Source organism: Herbaspirillum sp. RV1423, from assembly GCF_000577615.1.
Classification (GTDB): Bacteria; Pseudomonadota; Gammaproteobacteria; order Burkholderiales; family Burkholderiaceae_D; genus Herbaspirillum.
The window spans coordinates 79,357-105,924 of record NZ_CBXX010000014.1 but is presented as its reverse complement, the minus strand read 5'-3'; the positions used below and the strand labels follow the sequence as shown (position 1 = coordinate 105,924).

The following is a 26,568-nucleotide window of genomic DNA, read 5'->3' as shown; positions in this document are numbered from 1 at the left end:
CGCTTATTCTTCACAGGTCACTTTATGCCGTCTTCATCCGCTTCATTCCAGCAGTCAGCCGTTTCCTTCCTCGATACGGAACATGCCGCGCAAATCCGTTTCCTGCAGGAACTGGTGCGCGTTCCTTCCGATAATCCTCCCGGCGATTGCGCCGCTCATGGCGCGCGCGTCCAACAATTGCTGGAGCAACTCGGTTTTGAGGTCGAGGCGCATGTGGTGCCGGCAGAGCTGGTCAAGGCCAACGGCATGCTGTCGGCGACCAACCTGATCGTGCGCAAGCGCTTCGGCAGCGGCGGCCCGACCATCGCGCTCAACGCCCACGGCGACGTGGTGCCGCCCGGCCTCGGCTGGAGCAAGGATCCCTACGGCGGCGAGATCGTGCAGGATCCGGAACATGGTCCGGTGATGTACGGCCGCGGCGTGGCGGTGTCGAAGTCGGACTTCGCCACCTACACCTGGGCGTTGCTGGCCTTGATCGCCGCCGAACGACAAGGCGTTGCGCTAAACGGCGCGATCGAGCTGCAATTCACCTACGACGAAGAAGCCGGCGGCGACATCGGCCCGAAATGGATACTGGAGCAAGGCCTGAGCAAGCCCGATTATGCCGTCTCGGCCGGTTTTGCCTACGGCATCACTTCGGCTCACAACGGCTGTCTGCACCTGGAAGTCACGGTCAAGGGCAGGCAGGCGCATGCCGCCATGCCGCATACCGGCATCGACGCCATCGAAGCGGCAAGCGGCATCCTGCAGGCGTTGTATGCCTATCGTGCGGAACTGGCGAAAAAGAAATCCGGGGTCAGCGGCATCGATCACGCCACGCTCAACGTCGGCCTGATCAAGGGCGGCATCAACACCAATGTGGTGCCTGATCTGGCGACGTTCCGCCTGGACCGCCGCATGATTCCGGAAGAGGCGGGCTTTGACGCCGAAGGCGAGCTGCGCCGTGTCATTGAGGCCGCCGCGGCGCTTTATCCCGGTATCGAAGTCAGCGTGCGGCGCATCCTGCTGGCCGAACCGCTGGCCGAGCTGCCGGGCGTGGAAAAACTGATCGCCGCGTTCCGACGCAATGCCGAAGCGGTACTCGGCGAGCCGGTGGCGGCGCATGGCGTGCCGCTGTATACCGATGCGCGCCATTACACCAAGCGGGGCATCCCGACGATCCTGTACGGCGCCGGGCCGCGCACGCTGATGGAAGCGCGCGGACACAATTCCGATGAAAACCTGCGTCTCGACGACTTGCTGAAGGCGACCAAGGTGGTGACGCTGGCGCTGGGCGAACTGTTGCAGTAATTGCCAGCGCCCGGGGTCCGGTGTCGTGAAAACGGACGGGAAGACGCGGGGGCCTGACTTTCGTCAGGACGACAACCGTGCGGGAATCAATGCGCGGCAGCGTACCGATCCAGTTCCGCCGTCAGGCGGCCTTTTTCAGCGACGGGCAGGAAGCTCGCATCGATGCCGTTGCGCGCCAGTTGCACGATCTCCTCGCGGGTGAGCGCCAGGGCCGAGGCGACGGCGAGATAATTGTCGTTCATGTAGCCGCCGAAGTAGGCCGGGTCGTCGGAATTGACCGTGACCGCGAGTCCGGCGCGCAGCAGGCGCGCCAGGTTGTGCTTGGCCATATCGTCCACCACGCACAGTTTCAGATTGGACAGCGGACATACCGTCAGCGGCATCTTTTCGCGCGCCAGGCGCTGCATCAACGCCGGGTCCTCTTCGCTGCGCACGCCGTGGTCGATGCGTTCCACCTTGAGTACATCAAGCGCGCCGGTCACATATGCCGGCGGACCCTCTTCGCCGGCATGGGCGACCAGATGGAAGCCTAGTTCCCTGCAGCGCGCGAATACGCGTGCGAATTTCTCCGGCGGATTGCCGCGTTCGGACGAGTCCAGGCCGATGCCGTTCCACAAATCCTTGTATTGCTCGCGCAGCGGCAGCGCGGCTTCCAGCGTGGCGAAAGCGTCCTCTTCCGACAGATGGCGCAGGAAGGACATGATCATGGCGCCGGAAAAACCATGCTCGTCGCGCGCTGCACGCAAGGCGCGGGCAATGCCGGCGAACACCACGTCGATGCCGATGCCGCGCTCGGTGTGGGTCTGCGGGTCGAAGAAAATCTCGGCATGGCGCACGTTGTCGGCGCGCGCGCGCTCGATGTAAGCGGCGGTCATGTCGTGGAAATCCTGTTCGGTGCGCAGCACGTTGGCGCCGGCGTAGTAGAGGTCGAGGAAGGATTGCAGGTCGGTGAAGGCATAGGCGGCGCGCAGGGCTTCCACCGAAGCATAGGGCAGCGCGATCTTGTTGCGTTGCGCCAGGGCGAACAGCAGTTCCGGCTCGAGCGTGCCTTCGATGTGCAGATGCAGTTCGGTCTTGGGCAAGGCCTCGACGAAGGCGCGCATCTCGGCGGACAGGGGCGGGGTGGCGGAGGTATTCATGGCTGACCTTTGGGTGTGTGCTGGAACGATGGCGTATTTTCTCAGAAAGCGGGAGAGAGCCAAAAAAAACGTCTGATGAGAAAACTAAATCGGTTCGGCGTTGACTAAGCATGCAAGCCGCAGGCCATGACGACGCGAAAAATAAAAATGTAAAGTTCTCATGAAATCCGTCGGATTGTCGGCGAGGCGTGCTTTAATGCTATGCCGTTAATGAATGGGTACAGAATCAGGTCGGGATCACGAATGAAAAAGATAATTGCGACGACGATGACATGCAGCATGCTGGCGGGCGTTGGGGCAGCGCTGTCCGGTTGCTCGCTGTTTTTCTGGAACAAGAAGGAAGACAGCTCGCTGGTGCCGTTCTCGACGATTCCAAGCAGCGCTTATCAAAGCTTTGTAAAGACCTGGGACGACAAGGACCAGCCGGTGCTGTGCGCGTTGATCCGTTCCCAGAGCGACTGGAACTACTGGTTCCGACCGGCCGCAACCATGCGCACCAGGCAGGCGCTGACGCCATCGGCCGATTATTTTGAAACCCGCCAGTTGCTGCTGGCCACGCGGGTGATCCAGGCGCCGGACAGCGTCGAGCGCAGCCAGATATTCACGGCCGACAAGGTGACCATGAAGGGCGGTGTGCTGAAACTGGAATATCGCTTCGTCAAGCCGCGCTCGGGCGCGACCTATGAGGTCAAGGATTTCCTGCTGGTCGAGATTCCCAAAGAACGCTATACCACCGGGCCGGTGCAGTTCATCGAAAACGGCCAGAAGGTTTGCCAGATTTCACGTTGAACCGGCATCGCCTCGGTTGTGCGCGTTTGTGCGCATAATCCCCCTGAGTCAGAAGCCTGAATCAAAAGCCTGAGTGGTGTGCTCAGGCTTTTTTTCGTTTCCGCCGTCGCGCCGTCAATGCGTCATGCCGAGGAATTGCTGCAACTCCGGCGTCTGCGGATTGGTGAACAATTCTTCCGGCGGTCCGATTTCATGGACCTTGCCCTGATGCATGAAGACCACGCGGTCGCAGACTTCGCGCGCAAAGCGCATTTCATGCGTGACCATCAGCAGCGTCATGCCGTCGTCGGCCAGGCCGCGCACCACGGCCAGCACTTCATTGACCAGTTCCGGATCGAGCGCCGAGGTGATTTCGTCGCACAGCAAAGCCTGCGGCTGCATGCTCAGCGCGCGGGCAATCGCCACGCGTTGTTGCTGGCCGCCGGAGAGTTGCTCGGGGAAGGCATCGAACTTCATGCCCAGGCCGACGCGCTCCAGATTCTTCTTTGCCAGTTCGCGCGCTTGCGCTTCCGGCATGCCCTTGACGATCATCGGCGAGATCATCACGTTGCGGCCCACGCTCAGGTGCGGGAACAGGTTGAACTGCTGGAAGATCATGCCGACCTTCAGCCGCAGCGTGCGCAGTTCCAGCTCGCTTTGCCCGAGATAGGCGCCGGCCACGCTGATCGAACCTTCGTCGATGGTTTCCAGTCCGTTGATACAGCGCAGCAGCGTGCTTTTGCCGGAGCCGCTCTTGCCGATGATGGCGATGACTTCCCCGGCGTCGACGGCGAGACGGATGCCCTTGAGCACTTCGTTGTCGCCGTAGCGTTTTTTGACATCCTCAATGGCGATGAGCGGCATTGAATTTCCTTTCCAAGAATTGGCTGTACTTCGACAGCGGCCAGCACAGAACAAAGTAAAAAAGTCCGACGACGGCAAACACGGTGAACGGCGCGAAGGTGGCGTTGGTGATCACGGTGCCGGCCTTCGATAGTTCGACAAAGCCGATGATCGAGGTCACGGCGGTGCCCTTGATGATCTGCACGCCGAAGCCGACGGTCGGCGGAATCGCGATCCTGAGCGCTTGCGGCAGGATGATGTGGCGCATCTGTTGCATGTGGCCCATGGCCAGCACCGAAGATGCCTCCCACTGGCCGCGCGGAATCGCCTCGACGCAGCCGCGCCAGATTTCGGCGAGGAAGGACGCGCTCCACAAGGTCAGCGCCAGCCCCGCCGCCAGCCAGGCCGGCACTTCCATGCCGAACAGCGCGAGGCCGAAGAAGATCAGGAACAATTGCATCAGCAGCGGCGTGCCCTGGAACACTTCGATATACAGCTTGGCCGAACGCTGCAGGAAGCGACGTTTGGAAATGCGCGCGAACAGGATGATCATGCCGACCACGCCGCCCAGCGCGAAGGTCGCCAGCGACAGCAGCACGGTCCAGCGTCCCGCCAGCAGCAAGTTGCGGACGATGTCCCACAAGGAAAAGGAAATCATGACGCCCTCCGCGCAAAGATGAATTTGTCGCCGATCACGCGCAACAACAGGCGCAGCAGGATCGCCATCAGCAAGTAAATGGCGGTGGCGATCAGATATGCTTCGAAGGCGCGGAAATTACGGCCCTGGATGAAGTTGGCGGCGAACGACAGTTCTTCCACCGCGATCTGCGAACACACCGCCGAACCTAGCATCACAATGACGACCTGGCTCGACAGCGCCGGCCAGATTTTTTGCAGCGCCGGGCGCAGGATGATGTGGCGGAACACCTGCACGCGCGTCATCGACAGGCTCAGCGCGGCTTCCACCTGGCCGCGCGCAATCGCGTTGACGCCGGCGCGGATGATCTCGGTGCTGTAGGCGCCGAGATTGATGACCATGGTCAGGATGGCCGCCTGCATTTCGCTGATCTGTATGCCCAGGCTGGGCAAGCCGAAGAAGATGAAGAACAGTTGCACCAGGAACGGCGTGTTGCGGACCAGCTCGACGTAGGCGCTGACGATGGGCTTGAGCCAGCGCGGCCCCTGGGTACGCGCCCAGGCGCCGAAAATGCCGACGGCAATGCCAATGACGCCGCCTACGGCGATCAGCTCGATCGTCGTCAGTACGCCCTTGACCAGCACGTCGGTATAGTCGAACGCCGACAGGAAATCAAAGTGATAGGCCATATGGATTCATTTTCTGAAAATGGTTGTCGGCGTTGATCAATTCAGATTGCAAGTGAATGGGTTCCGGCTTGCGCCGGGACGATGGTATTTTTTGCGATAACAAGGATGTCATTTTGCCGTCATCCCGGCGCAAGCCGGGACCCAGTGTCGTTACTTAATCACAGGTTGGCCGGCAGCGGCAGGCCCAGCCACTTCACGGTCAGCGCGCTCAGTTCGCCGTCCTTCTTGATGTCGGCGAGGATGGCGTTGACCTTGTCCTGCAGCTTCTTCTCATCCTTGTTCAGGCCGATGAAGCATGGCGAGTCCTTGATCAGGAACTTGGTTTCAGGCTTCTTCGGCGGGTTCTTGGCGATGATGGCGGCGGCGATCACGTTGCCGGTCGCGACCAGTTGCACCTGGTTCGACAGGAACGAGCTGATGGTGCCGTTGTTGTCTTCATAGCGTTTGATGGTGGCGCCCGCCGGAGCGATCTTGGAGAGTTCCAGGTCTTCCACTGAACCGCGCGTGACGCCGATGGTCTTGCCGGCCAGGTCGGCGGGGCCGCTGACCTTCTGGTCGGCCGGACCGAACACGCCGTTGAAGAAGGGCGCGTAGGCCGCCGAGAAGTCGATCACTTTTTCACGCTCGGCATTCTTGCCCATGCTGGAAATGACCAGGTCGACCTTCTTGGTTTGCAGGTAAGGCACACGGTTGGCGCTGGTGACCGGGATCAGTTCGACCTTGACGCCGATCTTCTTGGCGATCAGCGTGGCGACGTCGATGTCCAGGCCCTGCGGCTTGAGGTCGGCGGTGACCGAACCGAACGGCGGGAAGTCTTGCGGTACGGCCACGCGCAGCACGCCGTTTTTCTGGATATCGTCCAGCGCGTCGGCGCGCGCGGCGGAAGCGGAAATCAGCAGCGCGCCAGCCATCAGGCCAAGCAGAAGTTTGGATAATTTCATCATTATTCTCCAGGTTGAGATGAAGTAAGAGGAATGGCTGTCGCAGCCGATTTTTCAACGGAACGCGAAGCTGGCTTCTTGCGTTTCGCACTTGCTACAAAAGGATTGCCGACTGCGGAAACCGGCGCCAGCGCCTGCCGCAGCGGCGCCAGCGGATCGTTGATGCCGGCTTTGTTGAGGCCGGCTTCGACGTGCCGCAGGTGTTCATGCATCAATTGTTCCGCCGCCGCCAGGTCGCCGCGCTCCAGCGCCGCGACGATATGCACGTGTTCGGAGCAGGAGTCTTCGGCCTGCTCCGACGACTGATGCAGCATGGCGGTCAAGGTGGTGCGCGCGGTGAGGTCGCGCAGGGTGTCCGACAGCAGCGTGTTGCCCAGGCATTCGCACAGGCAGACGTGGAAATCGCCGAGCAGGTAGCTGCGCGCGCCGACGTCGTCGCCCTCGATGGCGGCTTGTTCTCGCTCGATATGGTCGCGCAGTTGCCGGATGGCGGCTTCGGTGATCGGGCGCGCATGGCGCAATAGGCCGAGTTCGATCACACGGCGCGCTTCGAAGGCTTCGCGCGCGTCGCTCGGCGACGGCTCGATGACGAACCAGCCGCGTCGGGCACTGACCGTGACGATGCCGCGCGTGACCAGGCGCGTCAGCGCTTCGCGCACCAACGTGCGGCTCACCCCGAACAGCGTCGACAGTTGCTGCTCGCCCAGCCGCGTGCCGGGGGCAAGCTGCTTGGCGAGGATCGCTTCCATGATGCGGCTGGCGATCTGGATCGAGGATTTGATGGCGTCGGTGCTCATGCCATCATCTGAGCAATATGTATGCCAGTCTGATATACAAGATTGACGTGCGGAAAGGGTGCATCTTGCCTCAAAGAGGAAAATGCTGCAGGGCCAGCGTGGCTGGGGCTCGGGACTAGATTGCAGAACTGGTATGGCTTTGGCGCCGATTCAATCTGGATCGGAGGCAATCACCGGAATGGTGCATCTTGTATACCAGTTCACGATAAAAACGCATTGCCGGGCGGCTCTTTGTTTCTATTTGCCCTAGTTCTTCGATGTCTCCAGCGGCGTTTCGCTGTCGGCCGGGGCTACCGGCGGTTTGGCCGGTTTGCGCACGATGCGGCCGCCCAGCGTGCCGCCTTCATACGGCACGCGGCCCGAAGGCACCACCGCAGAGGCCAGTTGCACATGGCCTTCCTGATCGTCAAAGAACATGTGCGCGCCGAAAGCATGCAGCACATCCGCCTTGGGCAGGCCGCCGAGGAAGAACGCTTCGTCCACCGTCACGTTCCAGGTGCGCAGCGTGTGGATCACGCGCTTGTGCGCCGGGCTGTTGCGCGCGGTGACGATGGCGATGCGCACCGGGCAGGTTTCGGGCGTGAACTGTTTCTGGATTTCCGACAGCGCGAACAGCAGCTTGGCCAGCGGGCCTTCCTTCATGGCCTTGTTGCGGTGGCGCTGTTCGTGGCGGACGAAGGCTTCCAGTCCCTTTTCGGCGTAGATGCGTTCCGATTCCGGCGAAAACAACACGGCGTCGCCGTCGAAGGCAATGCGGATCTGGTTTTCCGGGGCGACGTAGTTGGTCGGCGCGGTATACAACTGGGCCGCTGCGACGCCGCCGTCGATGGCGTCCTGCACATCGCTTTTTTCGCGCGACAGGAACAGGTCGATCTTGAAGGCTTCCAGATAATGCACGATCGGCTCGCCGCCGGTGAAAGCCGCGCGGCTGATGTCGAGCTTGTGCGCTTCGATGGCGTTGAAGGCGCGCAGGCCGGTGTCGGGCGTGTTGCGCGAGATGACCACCACTTCCACCAGGCGGCGGCCGGGGATCAGGTGGTTCAGCTTGAGCAGCGCCTTGACCAGCGGAAAAGCCGTGCCGGGCAGCAGCGGATCGTTTTCATGTTCGCGCTGATAGGCGGTATAGGCCGCCACGCCTTCATTGTCGAAGATGGCATTTTCGTGCTCGAGGTCGAACAGCGCGCGCGAGGAAATGCCGATGACCAGCATGCCGGAAAGATCGTAGGCCATGTTTTATAAACAGTATTTGTTAGAACGCATCCCGCTTCTATCGATGAAATGAGTTCTATAAGATCGGATGCGTGCAGTGTGCCACAGATACGGTTTCGCAGCGATTTCGTCGCATAGGCAATCGCTATGACCAAGGATGCCGCTCTTTGCTGTCGTCATTTACACCTTATCTCCGTCAAGAGCCGTCAATTTCCTTGTTTCTTTGTCAGGCAATGCCTGAAAGTATTTTGCGGCGACGGATTGCACGACGTCGCATAAATTTGTATGATGACCGGACAATTTAATGAAAACATCCAGAGACAGCATGTTCCAGAAAATCCCGGTGCAGGCGCTGAGCGACACGGTTGCGCGGCAATTGCTGGAGAAAATCGACCTCGGCGCGTTCCCGCGCGGCGGCAAGCTGCCGACCGAAGCGGTATTGGCGCGGGAGTTCGGCGTCAGCCGCACGGTGGTGCGCGAAGCGATCTCGCGGCTCAAGAACGAAGGCGTGGTCGAGCCGCGCCAGGGCAGCGGCGTGTTCGTGACCGAGCAGGCTGGCATCAAGCCGCTACGCATCGACTACACTGAAGTCAGTTCTCCCGACGCGGTCTTGCAGATCGTCGAGTTGCGTCGCGCCATCGAAGCCGAAGTCGCGGCGCAGGCCGCCAAGCGCCGCACCGACGCCGACATGGTGGCGATCGACGCGGCATTGGCGCGCATCGGCCAGGATGTCCGGGAAGGCGGCGACGGTGTTGCCGCCGATGTGGCGTTTCACCGCGCGCTGGCGGTGGCCACGCGCAATCCGTATTTCATCAAGACGCTGGAATTCCTGAGCCAGTATCTGGAAGCGGCAACCACGGTCACGCGCGGCAATGAAGCGCGGCGCGATGATTTCTCGCGCCAGGTGCGCGAAGAGCACGAGGCCATCGTCGCGGCGATTCGCGCCGGCGACGAGATGGCGGCGCGCGCTGCGGCGCAGACGCATATGTTTAACGCGGCACGGCGATTGAGCCAGGCCTGATCATTTCCAACCAGGCGACGCGTGTCGAACCGACCGGTTCGCAGTCAACGCCGCCGCAATCATCGGAGTCGAGAATGTCCAGAAATATAGGTGTGATCGGTCTAGGCGCGATGGGCCTGGGTGTTGCCCGCTCCCTGCTGCGGGCGGGTTTCAATGTGCACGCTTGCGACGTGCGCAAGGAGGTGCTCGACAGGTTTGCGGCGGAAGGCGGCGTCGCCTGCGCCAGTCCGGCCGAGATGGGCAAGGCTGTCGACGTGATCGTCACGCTGGTGGTCAACGGGGCGCAAACCGAGACCGTGCTGTTCGGCGAGAATGGCGCGGCTGCAACCTTGAAGCCGGGCAGCGTGGTGATTTCCAGCGCCACCGTCGCGCCGGATTTTGCGATTGCGCTCGCCCAGCGCCTTGCCGAAAAGGGATTGCTCATGCTGGATGCACCGGTGTCGGGGGGCGCGGCGCGCGCCGCATCGGGGGAGATGACGATGATGACTTCCGGCCCCGCCGAGGTTTATGCCGGAATCGAAGACGTGTTGAGGGGTATGGCCGGCAAGGTCTATCGCCTGGGCGACACGCACGGCATCGGCTCCAAGGTCAAGATCATCAACCAGTTGCTGGCCGGCGTACATATCGCCGCCTCGGCGGAAGCGATGGCATTGGGCTTGCGCGAAGGCGTCGACCCCGCTGCGCTGTACGAGGTGATCACGCACAGCGCGGGCAATTCGTGGATGTTTGAAAACCGTGTGCCGCATATCCTCAACGGCGATTACACGCCGCTGTCGGCGGTGGATATTTTCGTCAAGGATCTGGGGCTGGTGCTCGACACCGCGCGCCGCAGCAAATTCCCGCTGCCGCTGTCGGCCGCCGCGCACCAGATGTTCATGATGGCCTCGACCGCCGGACATGGCGGCGAAGACGACTCGGCTGTGATCAAGATTTTCCCCGGCATCGACCTGCCGTCGCCGAACCAGTAACAGACCCGTCAATCGACCCGCTTTCGGAGCAAGACCATGAATACCAAACCTCTGCTCGGTTGCATCGCCGACGATTTCACCGGCGCCACCGATCTCGCCAACATGCTGGTGCGCGGCGGCATGCGTACCGTGCAAACCATCGGCATTCCCGAACGGATGCCGGCAGTCGCGGCCGATGCGCTGGTGCTGGCGCTGAAGTCACGCACCATCCCCGCCGCCGAAGCGGTCGAGCAATCGCTGGCCGCTTTGCGCTGGCTGCAACAGCAAGGCTGCACGCAATTCTTTTTCAAGTATTGCTCGACCTTCGACTCCACCGACGCCGGCAACATCGGCCAGGTTACCGACGCGCTGCTCAAGGAGCTGGGCGCCGACTTCACCATCGCCTGTCCGGCTTTTCCGGAAAATGGCCGCACCATTTATCGCGGCTACCTGTTCGTCGGCGACGTGCTGCTCAATGAATCCGGCATGGAGAATCATCCGCTGACGCCGATGACCGACGCCAACCTGGTGCGCGTGTTGCAGCGCCAGACCGCATCCAAGGTCGGGCTGGTGCGTTACGACACTGTCGCCAAAGGGGTTGCAGCGATCGGCGAGCGTTTCACTGCATTGCGCAGCGACGGCGTGAAGATGGCGATCGCCGATGCGGTGTCCGACCGCGATCTGCATGCGCTGGGCGAAGCCTGCGCGGAATTGAAACTGCTCACCGGCGGCTCGGGCATCGCGCTCGGCCTGCCGGAGAACTTCCGCCGCGCCGGCTTGCTGCACGCCGCGGACGAAGCGGCGCAATTGCCCAAGGTCGACGGCTTGTCGGTGGTGCTGGCCGGCAGCGCTTCCAAGGCCACCAACGCGCAGGTCGCCGAATGGAAACACAAGCATCCCGCCTATCGCATCGACCCGCTGGCGTTGGCGCGCGGCGAAGCGGTGGTGGCGCAGGCGCTGGCGTTCGCCGATGAACATATCGGGAAAGAGCCGGTGCTGATCTATGCCACCGCAACGCCCGACGAAGTGAAGTCGGTGCAAAAGGAACTGGGCGTCGCCAAGGCCGGCCATCTGGTCGAGCAGGCGCTGGCCGAGATCGCCCGCGCTTTGCGCGAACGCGGCGTGCGCCGTTTCGTGGTGGCCGGCGGCGAGACTTCCGGTGCGGTGGTGCAGGCGCTCGACGTGCGCGCGCTGCGCATCGGGCCGCAGATCGATCCGGGCGTGCCGGCGACGGCGACGCTGGATGAACAGCCGCTGGCGCTGGCGCTCAAGTCGGGCAATTTCGGCGGCGTCGATTTCTTCGAGAAGGCCCTGCGCTTCCTCGGCGGGGCCAAAGCATGAACAAGGAAATCCAACTGCGCGAAGAAATTTGCCGCATCGGCGCCAGCCTGTACCAGCGCGGCTATACCGTCGGGACAGCCGGCAACATCAGCGCGCGTCTCGATGACGGATGGCTGATTACGCCGACCGACGCTTGTCTGGGCTTCCTCGATCCGGCTGCAATCGCCAAAGTCGACGCGGGCGGCAACTGGGTATCGGGAGCCAAGCCGTCCAAGACGCTGGTGCTGCATCGCATGGTCTACGACAACAATCCGGAGATGCACGCCGTCATCCATACGCATTCGACCTACCTGGTCAAGCTGACCATCAGCGGCGTGTGGTCGCAGGACGATGTGCTGCCGCCGATCACGCCGTATTACGTGATGAAGGTCGGCCATGTTCCGCTGATTTCCTATCGCCGTCCCGGCGATCCGCTGGTGGCCGAACAGATCGGGAAGCTGGCCGCCAGCGTGCGCGGGGTGCTGCTCGAACGTCTCGGTCCGGTGGTCTGGGAAGGTTCGGTGTCCAGGGCCGCGCATGCGCTGGAAGAACTGGAAGAAACCGCCAAGCTGTGGCATCTGGCCGGCGGCGACATCGCGCCTCTGGACGAGGCGGCGCTCAAGGAACTGCGCGAGGTGTTCAAGGCGCGCTGGTAGGTTTGCGTATGGCCGCGATCAATCCACCGGAACCGGTGAACAATAAGGTTCGCAAATAAACTTGTCCGGTGCGCGCCGCCATCGCGGCGCGCACCATCATCCCAAGGAGATCACAATGCTGCGCTTCGCCGCCAACCTGAGCATGATGTACAACGAGCATGCCTTTCTCGATCGCTTCGCCGCTGCCGCCAAAGACGGTTTCAGCGGCGTCGAGTTCCTGTTTCCTTACGATTTCCAGGCGGAAGACATCAGGTCGCGTCTCGACGCGCACGGCCTGACGCAAGCGCTGTTCAATGCGCCGCCGGGAGACTGGGCGGCCGGCGAACGCGGCATCGCTTCGCTGCCGGGCCGCGAAGACGAATTCAAGCGCAGCGTGGAAACCGCGCTTCGCTACACCAAGGTGATCGGCAACAAGACGTTGCATCTCATGGCCGGCCTGATCCGTCCCGAACAGGACCGCGCGAAGCATCGCGCCGTGTACATGGACAACTTGTCGTATGCCGCGCACCAGGCCGAATCGGCCGGCGTGACCGTGGTCATCGAACCGATCAACACGCGCAACATCCCCGGTTTTTTCCTCAATCGCCAGGATGATGCGCAAGCCATCTGCGCGGAGATCGGCGCGGAGAACCTCAAGGTGCAGTTCGACTGCTACCACTGCCAGATCGTCGAGGGCGACGTCGCCGTCAAGCTCAAGCGCGACATGGCGGGCGTCGGCCACATCCAGATCGCCGGCGTGCCGGAACGCCATGAGCCGGACATCGGCGAACTGAATTATCCGTATCTGCTCAAGCTGATCGACGAACTGGGTTACAAGGGCTGGATTGGTTGCGAATATGTGCCGGCGGCGGCGACTTCGGCCGGCCTCGGCTGGCTCAAGGCGCTGGCGGCGCAAGGACTCACTGAGTTGAAACCGCGTTAAGCACTTGTCGCGGCAACGAAAAGCGGGCGGTTCCTGACGGAACGGCCCGCTTTTGTCTTGTTATTCGTACCCTGCTTTAATCGTTCGGGTGAAGCTGCTTCGTGACATTGCTTTTTTCATGGCACTTGACGCAGGTCGCGTAATGCCAGATAGCTGGAAGCGGTATCTTGTAGCCGTGTTTCTGGCCGCAAGAAAGGCATACCAGTTGGCCTTGCTCGGGGATGTTCATGGAAGATGCTGCGTGAAAAATGGTTGCTCGAAGTCGCGGAGCCGCCTGGCATGGAGTTGATTTTCATCAAGTTTCGGTGGCAGTCTGCAGACTGATGTTGATTCTACTCCCTAATGCCGGCACGTGCTGGCAGAAGAGCACATGCCGGGGACGCTTGTCGAACGCCTGCTTCGTCCGGCCCGCAAACGCCATTGGACGTGGCAGACGCGGCAGCCCGTCCAACTTGCATGTCCTACAAGGAGGCAACAATATCTGCCTCTTGCAACAGGCCTTTGTAGATCAGGTAACTCCAACGCATATAAATAAAACTGGAGCCATCCCCATTGGCGATGAATCCGTAAAAATCAGGTCGGGAATACAGGCTCTCTCTTTTTTCCATCAGGAAGGCTGCTGCTTCGATCAGGTCAATGGTTTTGATTGCCGCCGCAGCCTGCAAACTTCCGTTCTTTCGGTCCAGATAAGCCTGGATGGTGATATGAGGATAGAGAGGCCCTTCTTGCCTGTTGCGAATGGCATAGAGTCTTTTCTGAAACTCGGTGTCGTTTCCCGAACGTACAGCAATGCGGATGCTGAAAGAATCATGGCGCGAACCCCATTGCACTCGGCTGGCGATTCCTCGAATGCTGGAAGTGTCATACAGAATTTGCCAGGCATCGATACCGGCCAGCAAATCCAGTTCGTCCTTGAACTCCTTCTCGGCGACTGCTTCCACCGGCTTGAGAACGCCGCCGCCCACCAGAGGCGTTGTCGAGATCCGCGGCCACACCACGTTTTTGAAATCATTTGCGCTATCGCTTAGCGAAGCCAGTAATCCAGTATTCATATTGGTTGTTGTCGCATTATTGCGGTGTTTTTATTGATGTCCGGCAGGGGAGAGCAATTGTCGCATCATTTTGGGCTGCCGTCGGCAAGTCAACTCTTCGTTGCTCGCGTCGGGCAGATTTCTCCGGAGCCTTGCATTCTCGACGCCCATGCGGAAATATTCATCTTCCAGTACGCCGGAGTTTGCGGATCGGTTACTCTCTGGTTTTTATGTTTTGATGAAAGAACAATATGGTGTTCCGTCCTGATATCGTTGGCCAGAATGAAAGTTTTCAAGACTACCTGGACAGGGCTGAGCAGTCATGGTCGGCGGATTTTGAACTGACCGAGATTGAACGGTTGCTGCAAATGCTGAGCCCCAAGAAGTTGTTTCCGCGTGAAGCGATGCTGCTGAAATTGCTTCAGCAGTGGCGCCCGAGTGAGTTGATCTGGTGTCAGGTTCATCTCCTCCAGCTTTTCCAGATTGACCAGAAGGCAATGAATTCTTTTAACCAGTGGTGGGCTCACCTGGCGCCCCAGGGCGGGTTTAGCCTGACCAACGCGACGCGCTGGAAAATATTGAATCCGGTGACCAAGCTATCGCTGGATTTCGTGATCGCCGACACTTCGGGCAACATCCTGTTTGCGATCGAACTCGATGGCAGATCTCACACGACGAACGATCGCCAGATCGAAAACGACGAAGTGAAGACATTCTTGCTGCGGCATCTGGGGATTTCGCTTTTACGTATCGACAATGCAGAAATCGATGACTCAACGCTTCACGCCGCGCTTCAAAGAAAGATCCAGAACGCGCCCTGAGGCGCCCTCGGGAAATTCTGATCAGGCGGGTGATTAAGTGGGGATTACTGATAATGACAGATTCAATGAAATTAATAGAGCAGGTAAGCGCCGACGCAGTCGGCAAATTTACATTCGCCGTATACCCGGTCTATGCTTTTGTCGAGACCGGAGATCCGGAACTGCTTGGAACATGCTTCGCGATCGAGTACAGGAATCGAAAGTTTCTCGTCACCGCCGCACACGTGATAGACAATCACAAACATGCCGCGCTTGCCTTAGGTACTCCGTTTTCGAATGAATTGGTTGCTATCGAAAGACTGTTTCATCTCGTCGACCCTGGAGACAAGCCCCGTGAGGACGACCCGTTCGACTTTGCATGGCACGAACTCACCGCCGAAGAGGCGCGCATAATTGCCTGCATTCCGGAGGACAATATCGAGAATCGGCGTTCTCATGAGGGCGGCACCGGCCTATATATGGCGATGGGCTTTCCTGTCTCGAAGAACAAAAAAATCAGTCCGGATGATCGACGGGCGCGCAGGCTCATCCCCCTCATGTTTCGTTATACGAACCTGCAGGCGGATGCCGACGAATATTTCAAAAAAAGGGGAATGTCGCCGGAAACCCATATTGCAATCAAACGCGAGAATCGCTCGATCAATGAGGACGGCAAGGAAGAAAATACTATCGGCCCCAAAGGATTGAGCGGCGGCCCCCTGATCAATACAGGGCTGAGACTGCCTTTCTCATCCATTCTTCCCCCGAAGGTCGGTGGGATGATACTGGAGAAAGATGAGAAATCTCAGGTCATCGTCGCGCTTCGCCTCTCGGTGGTTTTGCAGCACATCGACGCGACCATCGGCCGGTTTTCGTCCTTGTAATACAAAAGGGCTTACATTGCTGTAAGCCCTTGTTTTGGTGCCGCTCATTCTTGGTGGTCCGGTGCGGAATCGAACCACCGACACAAGGATTTTCAATCATTGCCATTTAGTCATTAAATGAATGACTTAGACTAAAAGCATTCTACAAATTCGTTGTTCCAATGCGGCGCAATCCCTCGAATTTACGTGGGGGCAATCTGAGTTGTAGAACATGGTTACCTCAGGGCTAGTAGTGTCTTCAATAACGAATGTTTCTTTTTTTGAAACTCTCAGTTGCTGCAACGTGAAATCTTGATAAAAACCATCGCACACGAAAGTATTTTGATATATATTCCTGTTATTGGAAAAATATTTAGGTGAAATATGCTCTCGACGAATGCAGGCGATCTGGAAAAGCTGATCATTAAACATATCCCGCGTGATGCCCTCATGGCGTTCGAAGATGCTTATTTCAGCGGCGATGCAAAGGGGCGTTCTAGGGCTTCAGATTTCGAAAAGGGTCACAGGCCATCGGCAGCAGGGCAGAACAAGCATTTTTCTATCAATGAATCTTTTTTTGATGCTTTACAGGCCCATGGCGCTGACCCTTCACCGCTTCGAGGTACCAAACTGGTTATCGGGAAGCTGGGTATTTTTAACATTGCTCGACTGAATGTGCCTGGTCATCAATGGGTTGATTTAGGGCGAAGCTCTACGCGCAAGAAGTTGGCAGATCAGAATCACGCGATCAATAAAAAATTTATTCAAGCGGATTTGTTTCAGCAAGATTCAGAGTTGACTGCGGGGACGATTTTTATCGTTGGGATCATGGATGGCGCTGATGAAAATAATATTTCCCAGCTCACCCAAGTCATGTTGGCACTTCCAGCGCCAAATATGAAATCATGGCTGTACATCAGTACAATAGCTGACTTTCTAAAAATTTATGATGAGGCAGATGCGGTCGCACAGGTCGACAATGCGAAGCCGATTCTTAGAACTATCACCAAGAAGAAAACTGGTAATGAGCAAGGGAATAACTGATATTCAGCCGACGCGCCTTGAGCAAGCACTTGCAGCGCGTGGACTGACCAAGGGACAACTGGCAAGTCTTGTCGGGGTAGCTGCATCTACCGTTACTAAATGGTGCAAAGGAGATCAGGCCCCTGAAGTAGAGACTTTTGAGCGTCTTGCTTCGGTTCTCAATGTTCAGTCTGAATGGCTGACACGACCCTCCCTCATGTCGATTACAGCTCCTTTGTATCGTAGCAACGCTTCTGCTTTGAAGGCGGCTAGAGCTAAGTTGGAAGCCCGCACGGAATGGGCGCAAGAATTGGCCGTTTTGCTCAACGAATATGTCGATTATCCAAAGTTGAATTTGCCGGAGCGCTCGTTTGAAGACCCTGAGCAGATTGGTGACGTTGATATTGAAGATGCGGCTGAGGAATGCCGAGCTCTTTGGCAATTGGGGCGGGGACCGATTCAAAATCTTACTTTAGCCGCAGAAAGTGCCGGGATCATTATCGTAAGAGAAGAGACTGAGATTTCAGCGATTGAGGGACTTTCTAGTTGGAGTGAATTGCTCGGGCGTCCAATAATCTTTTTATCGGCAGATAAAGGCAACGCATTTAGAAGTCGTTTCGATCTGGCTCATGAGATTGGTCATCTTATTTTGCATAAGCACATTCCTCGTGCTGATGAGCGAGATCGCTATAACCAAATGGAGAAGCAGGCACACAAATTTGCTAGTGCATTTTTGCTCCCCGCAGAGGCATTTTCTAATGAGGTTCGTTTACCACCGAACCTAGATAATTTGCTTATTCTCAAGCAGCGATGGGGGGTATCAGTTGCTGCAATGATGATGAGACTGCATGTGCTCGGCTTTCTCAGTGATGAGGAGAAGCTTGCGCTTTTTAAGCGGAGATCAGCTCGATGGGGTTCTAAGGCGGAGCCTTATGACGATAAATGGGAGATTGAGCTGCCGAGGCTTATGCGTCGTACTGTCGAGCTACTCATAAATGAAGGCGTTCTTGCGGCAGAAGACTTTTCTCGATATTTAGGAGTTTCTTCTAGAGACATTGAGAAGTTATGTTCACTTAGAGAGAACTTCTTTTCGGCTCCCGCGGATGTAGTCGAGTTGGCGACATTGCGTTCCGCTCGTGTTGAGGCAACGAACATACCGAAACGTGGCGAGAAAGGTACTGTGCTCTCTTTTTTAGGCTATAAAAAATAGCTTTTTGCTAGCTGATTCAGCCATAGTTTGTCGTACTACAACTAAAAAAAGAGCCAGGATAACCCTGGCTTTTTTTTATTTGATATAGCGAGATGCGCTGAAGAACTCCCGCTTCGATGCCCAAGTTAGGAATCTTCTTTCTCACTTTGCTCATTTATCGTGCGAGTGATTGCTCTTTCAAATATCTTCCAGTTTCTTTTCTCGTGTTTCTTCCATTCCGCTATCGATTCTTTGTCGGACGGATCTACTTGGAGTGGCGAGAAAATGCCGCCAAAGTGAACCCACTCTAAAAACATCGGCCTGGCCTTGCATACGACATTAATCATTTCAACACTTGGTTGGTCTAGGCGCATGATCACGCGTTGCCATTGCAGTGCGCTCACTTTCTTGTTTGAGCGTCCCTCTAAGTATTTTGTTAGCTCTTCTCCAACCGGCGACGCCCATTCTGTAATTACCCAGTTCAGGCGATCTCCGATTGTTTGCCCTTCCCATGTTGTCGCAACCGGTGCCAAAAAGGGATATTCGTCTTCGCGGGGCTGCATTTTCCCGGTCTTTAGCCAGACTTCATCTTCTGGGTATCGACTAGACCAAAAATCAATAATCTCTGCAGTAGCCTCCTGCTTACGATAGTAGATATTTTTCCATTTCGATTCTCCGATTCCGCTGGCTTCTTCTAGAAGTCGGAATTTTCCACGTTCGCCAAATCTGCGCACTATCAGATCTCTCAATCGTTCTGTAAGCGCGACGTCCTTCACTGTTTTCATTTTTCTTAGTCCTCTGCGGCTGATACCGAATTGTCGCACATTGTTTTTTATTGTAAAAAATTTGAAAGGTAGGTATATTTCATAAACCGTGTAAGAAATATGCAATATATGGCATACATATGACACGGTTTTGGCGTTTCAAGCGCATCAACAACAGATCAGCAAAATTCAACTCAAAAAGGAAAATATGGATACCAAGCACTTACTCCGCATCGTCGGTTACAAGATCATTCCCTATCGCAATAAGAAAACCGGCGCACCTGAAGAAATTCGTCTTGCTCAGACCATCGTCACTTCGGACAGTGTTGAGAAGGGGCAGCAGGTCTTGGTTGGTGAGCTGATGATGCCTAAGCTGCTATGGGATACAAGGCCTAATTTTTCAGCGTTGGGAAAGGTTTTAAATCGTAAGTATGGGAAGGCGACGGCAGGGTAATCTTAATTTACCTCCAAGGATGCACGTCAAGGGGAACGCGTACTATCACGTGTCGAGTACTTTGCCGCGAAAATGGACATCTCTTGGGCACGATCTCAATGAGGCGCGTCGGAAGTGGGCTGATATAGAAGGTACACAGTCTGAGGGGGATGATAGAACATTTGGCGTGATCGGAAGACGCTATATGCGCGAGGTGCTACCGACGCTTCGTCCGATTACGCAGAGGGACTATGCGCAGTATTTCCGGCTACTCGATGTAGTATTTGGTGAGTTGCCGATTGAACGAATTCGACCATTTGATATCGCTGAATATTTGAGAGTTCGTGGAGAGACATCGAAGGTCCGGGCAAACAGAGAGAAGGCGCTCTTCAGCACCATATTCAATTATGCGAGAGCCTGGGGATACGTGGATTCTGTGAATCCTTGTGTCGGTGTGAAAGGTTTCAAAGAAAAGGCGCGAGATCGATACGTTTCGGATGAGGAATACCTCTCGCTATGGCGAACTGCTCATCCAACGGTGCAGGATGCGATGGATCTGGCTTTGTGTACCGCTCAGCGCCCGGCGGATGTATTGAAAATAGTGGTGGGTGATATAGCTGATGGGAAATTATCGATTTCCCAGAACAAAACAGGTAAGAAGCTACGTATAGCTATAGAGGGCGATCTTGCGGATGTTATCGCTAGGATATTGGCAAAACCTCGTAGCACAACAAATCACACGCTTCTGCAAGACCCCGATGGGAAATCTTTGACATATTTTGCCTTGAGATCAAGATTCGACAAGGCTCGGGAGAAATCAGGGGTAAGTTTTCAATTCAGGGATCTTCGCGCAAAGGCCGCGACTGATGTCGAAGACCTTGCTCATGCGCAAAGTCTCTTGGGCCATAAGAACCGAAGCACGACTGAAATTTATACTAGAGAGCGACGGGGAGATCTCGTTCGGCCTCTATTTAAACGTGGCAAGGACTGATGCGACATTAGCGTTGCTATTCACTCATGCGAGGTTCGACAAGGGAATCTCTATGCGCCTGGGCGAGGTGGGGGACCCGGACGTGGTCCTGGCGGCGCGCGATGCGGTCTAGGCAATGGAGCTGGGGTACCTAGCGGTGAAGTCGCAATCTGTTTCATAGCATTCCTCAAACGGTTTTAGTAGCCTAGGCGTTGATCAAGGTTTTTTTGGCATTTCACTTGCATAGAATTTGTTCGGAGAATGTCATCCTTGGTTCGCTTGCACTCTTGAGTGTAGCGGTCACGGAAGGCTAGCAATTCTTTTTGGAAAGAAGTGACTGAAAATTGAGGGTCAATTTTCATGCGGTAGGCAAACGTTTCCAATTCAATCCGCAGGGATGAAAAAGCACGCATGCTGTTGCTACTTTCGCGCAATTTTCCTTTTACGCCAAGACATTCTGTAAGTATGGATAGGGCTGCACTTATCCCGGTAAGGATTGGCCACAACCATGTAAGGGAGGGGTCTTTCCATAGAGCCCATCCTGTAATTGCGGAACCAGTAGCAGTCAGTCCAGCCAAAACTCTTGATGCATGATCTAACTTTAGCCAGTTTTTCATAAGGGTTTCTTCAACCAGCTCTGAAAAATAAGCGTCGTATTTCGTCTCGAAAGCTGCGTTCCAAATTTCGGTGCGCGGATCAATTGCCATGAGAAGCTACCCCTAGCTAATTCGTTCATTTCACATCTATGAAGATGTATTTAATTTTAATTGTAGAAAACGGTCCAAAATGTAGAAAAGCGGACTAACTGATATTCACAGTAAGTCCGCTTCTAATTTGGTGGCCCGGGGCGGAATCGAACCACCGACACAAGGATTTTCAATCCTCTGCTCTACCGACTGAGCTACCAGGCCAAGAGGCCGAATTATAGCAAGATAATTTTGGAATGCAAAGGGTGCCCCCACTTTTTTCTCAAAAAGTCCGTGCGCTTCATTTCAGGATAATTATTTCCGTCCTTGCCTTCCTATGACGGAGATCAAGGAAAGGCCTGCGGTGAAGCCGTTTATAATGCTTCACCATGAACGGTCCATCATCCACTTCCTCTTCCTCCGCTGCCGCGCGCAAGTCTGCAGGCGCTTCTTCCGGCGATTCCAGCGATATTTGCATTGTCGGCAACGGCGCGATCGGCAAGACCGCCGCGTTGGCGCTGGCGCAAGCCGGACTGCGCGTGACCTTGCTGGCGCCGGTGCAGTTGCCCGTTGCGGCCGCGAGTGAGCAGGCCAGTTGGGATGTGCGCGTCTATGCAGTGAACCAGATTGCGTATGACCTGCTGTCGTTGATCAAGGTATGGGATGCGCTCGATGCCGAGCGCGTTGCTGTGGTCGACGGCATGGACGTGACCGGCGATGCGGACAACCATCCCGGGCATCTGACGTTCGACGCTTATTCGGCGCGTGTCGATGCGCTGGCGTGGATCGTCGAGGATCGCAACCTGAATGCCGCGCTCGATGCGGCGCTGAAATTTTCTCCCAATGTGCGCGTCGTCAACGGCCGCGCCGTGTCGCTGCATGCGGACCAGCAAAGCGTCAGCCTGCAACTGGAAAACGGCGACGTGCTCAATGCTTCGCTGCTGGTCGGCGCTGACGGCGGACAATCCTGGGTGCGCGGGCAATGCGACATCGGCCTCGATTACCGCGCTTACGGACAACGCGCCATCGTCACCAATTTCGCCTGCGAAAAAGCGCACCAGGGCGTGGCGTATCAATGGTTCACCGGCGCCGAAGGCGTCGTTGCCTTGTTGCCGTTGCCGGGACAGCGCGTGTCGCTGGTGTGGTCGGCGCCCGATGTGCTGGCCGAGACTTTGCTGCGGCAACCCGCGGCGCAACTGGCGCAGCATCTGGCGAAATACGCCGGCCACGCGCTGGGTGCGCTGACGCCGCTGGAGCCGGAAGTGGTGCGCGACTTTCCGTTGAGGCTGATCAAGCCGCATGCGATGACGGCGCCGCGCGTGGCGCTGATCGGCGACGCTGCGCATGTGATCCATCCGCTCGCCGGGCACGGCATGAATCTCGGCTTTGCCGATATCGTCGCTCTGCTCAAGGTGATCGGCGAGCGCGAGCAGCAGCGCGATTGCGGCGACGCCCGCGTGCTGAATCGCTACGCGCGTGCGCGCAAGGAAGAAGTCTTGCTGATGCAACTGGCGACCGACGGCCTGGCGCGCCTGTTCGAAACCGGCATCGAGCCGTTGCGCATGGCGCGCAATATCGGGTTGAACTTGGTGAACCGCTTGCCTGTCTTAAAGCGGCGTTTGATGGCTCATGCACTCGGAAAACACATTTAGCCAATTTAATTTATAGTGTGACGCTATTGCACTTCTGCGGCGCGCCCCGGGGCGTTGCGGCTACGGTCTCCTCATTGGAACAGAACATGAAAAAGATTTTTGCATTCCCCGTTTTCGTCGCGGCAGCCGGCATGTTGCTGGCCTGCATGGGTGGTTCGGCCTTTGCCGCCGACAGCACCGAAGCCACCATCAAGAAACTGATCGAGCCGCGCCTGGGCGAAGGCGCAAAGGTCGAGGCCGTCACCAAGACGCCGTATTCGGGTTTGTATGAAGTACAGGTCGACGGCGACGTGATCTACACCGACGCCAAGGCGCAGTACCTGTTTATCGGCCGCGTGGTCGACTCGCAAACCTATCGCGATTTCACCAAGGAAAAGATCCAGGCCATCAACAAGGTCAAGTTCTCCGACCTGCCGCTGGACCTGGCGATCAAGACCGTCAAGGGCAACGGCAAGCGCGCCATCGCCGTGTTCGAAGATCCCAACTGCGGCTATTGCAAGCGCTTCCAGAAGACCTTGCAGGAAGTCGACAACGTGACCGTCTACACCTTCCAGTACAACATCCTGGCGCAGGATTCCATCGAGAAGTCGCGCAACATCTGGTGTTCGTCCAACCCTGGCAAGGCCTGGAGCGACTGGATGCTGAACGGCAAGGAAGCATCGGCCGCGCCGGCGTCGTGCAACGCGCCGCATGAGCAGGTGCTGGCGCTGGGCCAGAAGATGAAAGTGACCGGTACGCCGACCATTATTTTTGCGGACGGCTCGCGCATCCCGGGTGCCATCGACGCCAAGGGCCTGGAACAGAAGTTCGCTACGCTGAAGTAAGCGCTTGCGCCGGCCGCCGACTTACTTGGCGGCCGTATGCAACTGCATCATTCCAGCTTCAAATTTCCCTTCGCACAGCAGCGGTATCGCGTCGAGGCTTTTCTCGAGTGCGTCGTTGATCAGCGCCTGTTCTTCCTTGCGCGGACGATGCAGCACGAAGTCGGCCACCGGCTGCTGCAATCCCATCGTGCGCGGATGGCCGATGCCGATGCGCAGGCGCCAGTAGTCCTGCGTGCCGAGCGCGGCGGTGATGTCTTTCAGGCCGTTGTGGCCGCCTGACGAACCGCCTTTCTTGATCTTGGCGCTGCCGGGCGGCAGGTCCAGTTCGTCATGCACCACCAGTACTTCGTCCGGCGCGATCTTGTAGAAGCGCGCGATGGCGCCCACCGACTGGCCGGAGCGGTTCATGAAGGTCTGGGGCTCCAGCAGCCAGACTTCCTGGCCGCCGATGAATGTCTTTGCGGCCAGCGCGTTGAAGCGCGCTTCGCGGGTCAGGCGTGTGCTGCCGGCGAGATTGTCTACCAGCCAGAAGCCGGCGTTGTGCCGGGTTTGCTCGTATTCCGGGCCGGGGTTGCCGAGGCCGACGATGAGACGGATAGACATACGGATAAAAAGTGAAAAGAAAGCGCAGATTATCGCGGATAACGAATCGGCGCGTCCAATTCTGCGGCGTATACCGGTTTTGTTACTGTAAACCTATTTATTTCTCGCATTTGAGGGTTGTCAAGATTGGCGCATGTCCTTGAATTGCGTATCATCCAACGCTTGTTTTTCAATTCCCGGATTTCATTCTCATGCTGCCTTCCATCGAACAACGTTTAGCTCTTGAACTCGTCGCCAAGCCGGTGCAGGTTGCCGCCGCGATCGCCTTACTCGACGAAGGCGCGACCGTGCCTTTCATCGCGCGCTACCGCAAGGAAGCGACCGGCGGCCTGGACGATACGCAACTGCGCCTGCTGGAAGAGCGCCTGCGCTATTTGCGCGAGCTGGAAGATCGCCGCGCCGCGATCATCGCGTCCATCGAAGAGCAGGGCAAGATGACGCCGGTATTGCTCGATTCCATCGTCCACGCTGAAGACAAGACGCGCCTGGAAGACTTGTACCTGCCGTACAAGCCCAAGCGTCGCACCAAGGCCCAGATCGCCGCCGAAGCCGGCTTGACCGAACTGGCCGACGCGCTGCTGAACGATCCGATGTTGAATCCGGAAGAAGAAGCCGCCAAATACCTCAAGCCCGCTTTCACCACCGACAACGGCGACAATCCCGGCGTGGCCGACGCCAAGGCTGCGTTGGACGGCGCGCGCCAGATCCTGATGGAGCGTTTCTCGGAAGATGCGCAACTGCTGCAATCGCTGCGCGAATACCTGACCGAACACGGTGTGGTCGAATCGAAAGTGGTCGAAGGCAAGCAGGATGCCGGTGAAAAATTCGCCGACTATTTCGATTACTCGGAAACCGTCGGCACGATTCCGTCGCACCGCGCGCTGGCCTTGTTCCGCGGCCGCCGCGAAGAGATGCTGACCGTGACGTTGCGCCTCGACAGCGAAGAAGAAAAACCGAAGTGGGACGCGCCGCATAATCCTTGCGAGAACCGCATCGCCTCGCGCTTCGGCGTCAGCAACAAGGGCCGTCCGGCCGACAAGTGGCTGGCCGACACCGTGCGCTGGGCCTGGCGCGTGAAGGTGTTCATGCATCTGGAGACCGAATTGATGACCGGCCTGCGCGAGCGCAGCGAAGCTGAAGCGATCAACGTCTTTGCCCGTAATCTCAAAGACCTGCTGCTGGCGGCGCCTGCCGGTCCGCGCGCGACCATGGGCCTGGATCCCGGATTGCGCACCGGCGTCAAGGTCGCGGTCGTGGACGCCACCGGCAAGGTGGTCGACACCACCGCGATTTTCCCGCACCAGCCGCGCAACGATTGGGAAGGTTCGCTGCACACGCTGGCCAAATTGGCGGAGAAGCACAATGTGTCGCTGATCTCGATCGGCAACGGCACTGCTTCGCGCGAAACCGACAAGCTGGCGCAAGACCTGATCAAGATGCGCCCGGAACTGAAACTGACCAAGATCGTTGTGTCCGAAGCCGGCGCATCGGTGTATTCGGCGTCCGAATTCGCTTCCAAGGAATTGCCAGACATGGATGTCTCGCTGCGCGGCGCCGTATCGATTGCCCGCCGCCTCCAAGATCCGCTGGCCGAACTGGTCAAGATCGATCCGAAGTCGATCGGCGTCGGCCAATATCAGCACGACGTCGGCCAGTCGCAACTGGCGCGTTCGCTCGACGCGGTCGTCGAGGATTGCGTGAACGCTGTCGGCGTTGACGTCAACACCGCCTCGGCGCCGTTGCTGGCGCGCGTGTCCGGCCTGAATGCCAGCGTCGCGCAAAGCATCGTCTCGTATCGCGACATGAAGGGTATGTTCACTTCGCGCGCAGCGCTGCGCGAGGTGCCGCGACTGGGCGACAAGACGTTTGAACAGGCGGCCGGCTTCCTGCGCGTGATGAACGGCGAGAACCCGCTCGATGCTTCCGCGGTCCACCCGGAATCATATCCGCTGGTGCAAAAAATCCTGGCCGACATCAAGAAGGACGTGAAGGGCGTACTCGGCGAAGCCGCGTTGCTGAAGTCGCTGAACCCGGCCAAGTATGCCGACGAAAAATTCGGCGTGCCGACCGTGACCGACATCCTGAAGGAACTCGAAAAACCGGGCCGCGATCCGCGTCCGGAATTCACCACCGCCACCTTCAAGGACGGCGTGGAAGAGATCAAGGACTTGCGCCCCGACATGATCCTTGAAGGCGTGGTCACCAACGTCGCCGCGTTCGGCGCCTTCGTCGACATCGGCGTGCATCAGGATGGCCTGGTGCATATCTCGGCCTTGTCCAACACCTTCGTCAAGGACCCGCACACCGTGGTCAAGGCCGGCCAGGTCGTCAAGGTCAAGGTGCTGGAAGTCGACGAGAAGCGCAAACGCATCGCGCTGACCATGCGCCTGTCCGACAGCGCCCCCGTCGCCGGCAGCAAGCCGGAACAGCGCGGCGACCGCAATGACGCGCGTCGCCTGTCGCAGCATCAGGGCCAGCAGTCGCGCCAACCGGCGCCGATGAACAATGCCATGGCGGCGGCGTTCGCCAAGCTCAAAGGGTAGAGGTGTCG

At 57.7% G+C, this 26,568-nt stretch carries 27 protein-coding genes and 1 tRNA gene; 16 read left to right on the top strand and 12 right to left on the bottom strand.

Features of this window, described 5'->3' with window-relative positions; genetic code table 11:
• The first annotated feature begins 24 nt into the window (after positions 1 to 24).
• Positions 25 to 1,290 carry a M20/M25/M40 family metallo-hydrolase gene (locus RV1423_RS14995; RefSeq protein WP_034298059.1) on the top strand — a complete coding sequence of 422 codons (1,266 nt, stop codon included), beginning with the start codon at positions 25 to 27 and terminating at the stop codon, positions 1,288 to 1,290.
• Between the two features lie 86 nt (positions 1,291 to 1,376).
• Here RV1423_RS14995 and RV1423_RS14990 read toward each other — a convergent pair whose 3' ends face one another.
• Entirely contained in the window at positions 1,377 to 2,429 is a 1,053-nt protein-coding gene (locus RV1423_RS14990) for an adenosine deaminase (RefSeq protein WP_034298057.1), read from the bottom strand.
• 243 nt (positions 2,430 to 2,672) lie between these two features.
• Here RV1423_RS14990 and RV1423_RS14985 point away from each other — a divergent pair, with 243 nt between their 5' ends.
• Positions 2,673 to 3,218, top strand: a complete 546-nt coding sequence (locus tag RV1423_RS14985; protein ID WP_034298055.1) for a hypothetical protein — start codon at positions 2,673 to 2,675, stop codon at positions 3,216 to 3,218.
• A 114-nt stretch (positions 3,219 to 3,332) separates the two neighbouring features.
• Here RV1423_RS14985 and RV1423_RS14980 read toward each other — a convergent pair whose 3' ends face one another.
• The 6 genes from RV1423_RS14980 to RV1423_RS14955 all read right to left on the bottom strand — a co-directional run bounded on the left by RV1423_RS14980 (position 3,333) and on the right by RV1423_RS14955 (position 8,334).
• On the bottom strand, positions 3,333 to 4,061 hold the full coding sequence (locus tag RV1423_RS14980; RefSeq protein ID WP_034298053.1) for an amino acid ABC transporter ATP-binding protein: 729 nt from the start codon (positions 4,059 to 4,061) through the stop codon (positions 3,333 to 3,335).
• A complete protein-coding gene (locus tag RV1423_RS14975) occupies positions 4,042 to 4,698 on the bottom strand; it encodes an amino acid ABC transporter permease (protein ID WP_034298050.1) in 657 nt (218 codons plus the stop codon). The genes RV1423_RS14980 and RV1423_RS14975 overlap by 20 nt, the downstream gene beginning before the upstream one ends.
• Positions 4,695 to 5,366 carry an amino acid ABC transporter permease gene (locus tag RV1423_RS14970; protein ID WP_034298048.1) on the bottom strand — a complete coding sequence of 224 codons (672 nt, stop codon included), beginning with the start codon at positions 5,364 to 5,366 and terminating at the stop codon, positions 4,695 to 4,697. The genes RV1423_RS14975 and RV1423_RS14970 overlap by 4 nt, the downstream gene beginning before the upstream one ends.
• A 158-nt stretch (positions 5,367 to 5,524) precedes the next feature.
• Positions 5,525 to 6,307 (bottom strand): transporter substrate-binding domain-containing protein, encoded by a 783-nt coding sequence (locus RV1423_RS14965; protein WP_034298044.1) that lies wholly within the window; start codon positions 6,305 to 6,307, stop codon positions 5,525 to 5,527.
• A 2-nt stretch (positions 6,308 to 6,309) separates the two neighbouring features.
• The gene (locus RV1423_RS14960) at positions 6,310 to 7,104 is read right to left on the bottom strand and encodes a GntR family transcriptional regulator (RefSeq protein WP_034298041.1); all 795 of its coding nucleotides are present in this window, start codon (positions 7,102 to 7,104) and stop codon (positions 6,310 to 6,312) included.
• 246 nt (positions 7,105 to 7,350) lie between these two features.
• On the bottom strand, positions 7,351 to 8,334 hold the full coding sequence (locus tag RV1423_RS14955; protein WP_034298039.1) for a 5'-nucleotidase: 984 nt from the start codon (positions 8,332 to 8,334) through the stop codon (positions 7,351 to 7,353).
• A 304-nt stretch (positions 8,335 to 8,638) separates the two neighbouring features.
• Here RV1423_RS14955 and RV1423_RS14950 point away from each other — a divergent pair, with 304 nt between their 5' ends.
• The 5 genes from RV1423_RS14950 (at position 8,639) to otnI (ending at position 13,179) form a co-directional block, all read left to right on the top strand.
• A complete protein-coding gene (locus RV1423_RS14950; RefSeq protein ID WP_034298036.1) occupies positions 8,639 to 9,334 on the top strand; it encodes a FadR/GntR family transcriptional regulator in 696 nt (231 codons plus the stop codon).
• Positions 9,319 to 10,302 carry an L-threonate dehydrogenase gene (gene ltnD / locus RV1423_RS14945; RefSeq protein ID WP_373419966.1) on the top strand — a complete coding sequence of 328 codons (984 nt, stop codon included), beginning with the start codon at positions 9,319 to 9,321 and terminating at the stop codon, positions 10,300 to 10,302. The genes RV1423_RS14950 and ltnD overlap by 16 nt, the downstream gene beginning before the upstream one ends.
• A gap of 36 nt (positions 10,303 to 10,338) precedes the next feature.
• On the top strand, positions 10,339 to 11,622 hold the full coding sequence (gene otnK / locus RV1423_RS14940; protein ID WP_034298032.1) for a 3-oxo-tetronate kinase: 1,284 nt from the start codon (positions 10,339 to 10,341) through the stop codon (positions 11,620 to 11,622).
• Entirely contained in the window at positions 11,619 to 12,257 is a 639-nt protein-coding gene (locus RV1423_RS14935) for an aldolase (protein ID WP_034298030.1), read from the top strand. The genes otnK and RV1423_RS14935 overlap by 4 nt, the downstream gene beginning before the upstream one ends.
• 115 nt (positions 12,258 to 12,372) lie before the next feature.
• Positions 12,373 to 13,179, top strand: a complete 807-nt coding sequence (gene otnI, locus RV1423_RS14930) for a 2-oxo-tetronate isomerase (protein ID WP_034298100.1) — start codon at positions 12,373 to 12,375, stop codon at positions 13,177 to 13,179.
• Between the two features lie 461 nt (positions 13,180 to 13,640).
• On the opposite strand, the gene RV1423_RS14925 is transcribed toward otnI, so the two are convergent.
• Positions 13,641 to 14,231: a hypothetical protein gene (locus RV1423_RS14925; RefSeq protein ID WP_034298026.1), complete on the bottom strand. Its 591-nt coding sequence runs from the start codon at positions 14,229 to 14,231 to the stop codon at positions 13,641 to 13,643.
• A 230-nt stretch (positions 14,232 to 14,461) separates the two neighbouring features.
• Between RV1423_RS14925 and RV1423_RS14920 the strand changes: the two genes are divergently transcribed.
• The 4 genes from RV1423_RS14920 (at position 14,462) to RV1423_RS14905 (ending at position 18,106) form a co-directional block, all read left to right on the top strand.
• On the top strand, positions 14,462 to 15,031 hold the full coding sequence (locus RV1423_RS14920; RefSeq protein WP_034298024.1) for a DUF2726 domain-containing protein: 570 nt from the start codon (positions 14,462 to 14,464) through the stop codon (positions 15,029 to 15,031).
• Between the two features lie 65 nt (positions 15,032 to 15,096).
• On the top strand, positions 15,097 to 15,894 hold the full coding sequence (locus tag RV1423_RS14915) for a hypothetical protein (RefSeq protein WP_155835114.1): 798 nt from the start codon (positions 15,097 to 15,099) through the stop codon (positions 15,892 to 15,894).
• Positions 15,895 to 16,257: 363 nt separating this feature from the next.
• On the top strand, positions 16,258 to 16,917 hold the full coding sequence (locus tag RV1423_RS14910; protein WP_034298020.1) for a hypothetical protein: 660 nt from the start codon (positions 16,258 to 16,260) through the stop codon (positions 16,915 to 16,917).
• Positions 16,898 to 18,106: an XRE family transcriptional regulator gene (locus tag RV1423_RS14905; RefSeq protein ID WP_034298018.1), complete on the top strand. Its 1,209-nt coding sequence runs from the start codon at positions 16,898 to 16,900 to the stop codon at positions 18,104 to 18,106. Before RV1423_RS14910 ends, RV1423_RS14905 begins: the two co-directional genes overlap by 20 nt.
• Before the next feature lie 125 nt (positions 18,107 to 18,231).
• Here RV1423_RS14905 and RV1423_RS14900 read toward each other — a convergent pair whose 3' ends face one another.
• Positions 18,232 to 18,870, bottom strand: a complete 639-nt coding sequence (locus RV1423_RS14900) for a hypothetical protein (protein WP_034298016.1) — start codon at positions 18,868 to 18,870, stop codon at positions 18,232 to 18,234.
• Positions 18,871 to 19,057: 187 nt separating this feature from the next.
• Here RV1423_RS14900 and RV1423_RS14895 point away from each other — a divergent pair, with 187 nt between their 5' ends.
• Both RV1423_RS14895 and RV1423_RS14890 read left to right on the top strand, forming a co-directional pair.
• A complete protein-coding gene (locus RV1423_RS14895) occupies positions 19,058 to 19,303 on the top strand; it encodes a hypothetical protein (protein WP_155835113.1) in 246 nt (81 codons plus the stop codon).
• Between the two features lie 184 nt (positions 19,304 to 19,487).
• Positions 19,488 to 20,273: a tyrosine-type recombinase/integrase gene (locus RV1423_RS14890; protein ID WP_197034943.1), complete on the top strand. Its 786-nt coding sequence runs from the start codon at positions 19,488 to 19,490 to the stop codon at positions 20,271 to 20,273.
• 176 nt (positions 20,274 to 20,449) lie between these two features.
• Here RV1423_RS14890 and RV1423_RS14885 read toward each other — a convergent pair whose 3' ends face one another.
• Positions 20,450 to 20,959 (bottom strand): hypothetical protein, encoded by a 510-nt coding sequence (locus RV1423_RS14885; protein ID WP_034298008.1) that lies wholly within the window; start codon positions 20,957 to 20,959, stop codon positions 20,450 to 20,452.
• 128 nt (positions 20,960 to 21,087) lie between these two features.
• Positions 21,088 to 21,163 (bottom strand) — tRNA-Phe (locus RV1423_RS14880).
• A gap of 164 nt (positions 21,164 to 21,327) precedes the next feature.
• On the opposite strand from RV1423_RS14880, the gene RV1423_RS14875 reads away from it, so the two are divergent.
• Positions 21,328 to 22,590, top strand: a complete 1,263-nt coding sequence (locus RV1423_RS14875) for an FAD-dependent monooxygenase (RefSeq protein ID WP_034298006.1) — start codon at positions 21,328 to 21,330, stop codon at positions 22,588 to 22,590.
• Positions 22,591 to 22,721: 131 nt separating this feature from the next.
• The gene (locus tag RV1423_RS14870) at positions 22,722 to 23,414 is read left to right on the top strand and encodes a DsbC family protein (protein WP_373419965.1); all 693 of its coding nucleotides are present in this window, start codon (positions 22,722 to 22,724) and stop codon (positions 23,412 to 23,414) included.
• A gap of 21 nt (positions 23,415 to 23,435) precedes the next feature.
• On the opposite strand, the gene pth is transcribed toward RV1423_RS14870, so the two are convergent.
• A complete protein-coding gene (pth, locus tag RV1423_RS14865; RefSeq protein WP_034298000.1) occupies positions 23,436 to 24,017 on the bottom strand; it encodes an aminoacyl-tRNA hydrolase in 582 nt (193 codons plus the stop codon).
• 191 nt (positions 24,018 to 24,208) lie between these two features.
• Here pth and RV1423_RS14860 point away from each other — a divergent pair, with 191 nt between their 5' ends.
• Entirely contained in the window at positions 24,209 to 26,560 is a 2,352-nt protein-coding gene (locus tag RV1423_RS14860) for a Tex family protein (protein ID WP_034297997.1), read from the top strand.
• The last annotated feature ends 8 nt before the right edge of the window (positions 26,561 to 26,568 follow it).

Bases quoted from the DNA above. Each gene is read 5' to 3' on its own strand.
- RV1423_RS14870 (WP_373419965.1), top strand. From the start codon at position 22,722: ATGTTGCTGGCCTGCATGGGTGGTTCGGCCTTTGCCGCCGACAGCACC.
- RV1423_RS14950 (WP_034298036.1), top strand. From the start codon at position 8,639: ATGTTCCAGAAAATCCCGGTGCAGGCGCTGAGCGACACGGTTGCGCGG.
- RV1423_RS14890 (WP_197034943.1), top strand. From the start codon at position 19,488: ATGCGCGAGGTGCTACCGACGCTTCGTCCGATTACGCAGAGGGACTAT.
- otnI (WP_034298100.1), top strand. From the start codon at position 12,373: ATGCTGCGCTTCGCCGCCAACCTGAGCATGATGTACAACGAGCATGCC.
- RV1423_RS14960 (WP_034298041.1), bottom strand. From the start codon at position 7,104: ATGAGCACCGACGCCATCAAATCCTCGATCCAGATCGCCAGCCGCATC.
- pth (WP_034298000.1), bottom strand. From the start codon at position 24,017: ATGTCTATCCGTCTCATCGTCGGCCTCGGCAACCCCGGCCCGGAATAC.
- RV1423_RS14995 (WP_034298059.1), top strand. From the start codon at position 25: ATGCCGTCTTCATCCGCTTCATTCCAGCAGTCAGCCGTTTCCTTCCTC.
- RV1423_RS14965 (WP_034298044.1), bottom strand. From the start codon at position 6,307: ATGAAATTATCCAAACTTCTGCTTGGCCTGATGGCTGGCGCGCTGCTG.
- RV1423_RS14985 (WP_034298055.1), top strand. From the start codon at position 2,673: ATGAAAAAGATAATTGCGACGACGATGACATGCAGCATGCTGGCGGGC.
- RV1423_RS14920 (WP_034298024.1), top strand. From the start codon at position 14,462: ATGGTGTTCCGTCCTGATATCGTTGGCCAGAATGAAAGTTTTCAAGAC.
- RV1423_RS14910 (WP_034298020.1), top strand. From the start codon at position 16,258: ATGCTCTCGACGAATGCAGGCGATCTGGAAAAGCTGATCATTAAACAT.
- RV1423_RS14955 (WP_034298039.1), bottom strand. From the start codon at position 8,334: ATGGCCTACGATCTTTCCGGCATGCTGGTCATCGGCATTTCCTCGCGC.
- RV1423_RS14860 (WP_034297997.1), top strand. From the start codon at position 24,209: ATGCTGCCTTCCATCGAACAACGTTTAGCTCTTGAACTCGTCGCCAAG.
- RV1423_RS14970 (WP_034298048.1), bottom strand. From the start codon at position 5,366: ATGGCCTATCACTTTGATTTCCTGTCGGCGTTCGACTATACCGACGTG.
- RV1423_RS14885 (WP_034298008.1), bottom strand. From the start codon at position 20,959: ATGGCAATTGATCCGCGCACCGAAATTTGGAACGCAGCTTTCGAGACG.
- RV1423_RS14915 (WP_155835114.1), top strand. From the start codon at position 15,097: ATGAAATTAATAGAGCAGGTAAGCGCCGACGCAGTCGGCAAATTTACA.
- RV1423_RS14925 (WP_034298026.1), bottom strand. From the start codon at position 14,231: ATGAATACTGGATTACTGGCTTCGCTAAGCGATAGCGCAAATGATTTC.
- RV1423_RS14900 (WP_034298016.1), bottom strand. From the start codon at position 18,870: ATGAAAACAGTGAAGGACGTCGCGCTTACAGAACGATTGAGAGATCTG.
- RV1423_RS14975 (WP_034298050.1), bottom strand. From the start codon at position 4,698: ATGATTTCCTTTTCCTTGTGGGACATCGTCCGCAACTTGCTGCTGGCG.
- RV1423_RS14980 (WP_034298053.1), bottom strand. From the start codon at position 4,061: ATGCCGCTCATCGCCATTGAGGATGTCAAAAAACGCTACGGCGACAAC.
- RV1423_RS14935 (WP_034298030.1), top strand. From the start codon at position 11,619: ATGAACAAGGAAATCCAACTGCGCGAAGAAATTTGCCGCATCGGCGCC.
- RV1423_RS14875 (WP_034298006.1), top strand. From the start codon at position 21,328: ATGAACGGTCCATCATCCACTTCCTCTTCCTCCGCTGCCGCGCGCAAG.
- RV1423_RS14990 (WP_034298057.1), bottom strand. From the start codon at position 2,429: ATGAATACCTCCGCCACCCCGCCCCTGTCCGCCGAGATGCGCGCCTTC.
- RV1423_RS14895 (WP_155835113.1), top strand. From the start codon at position 19,058: ATGGATACCAAGCACTTACTCCGCATCGTCGGTTACAAGATCATTCCC.
- RV1423_RS14905 (WP_034298018.1), top strand. From the start codon at position 16,898: ATGAGCAAGGGAATAACTGATATTCAGCCGACGCGCCTTGAGCAAGCA.
- otnK (WP_034298032.1), top strand. From the start codon at position 10,339: ATGAATACCAAACCTCTGCTCGGTTGCATCGCCGACGATTTCACCGGC.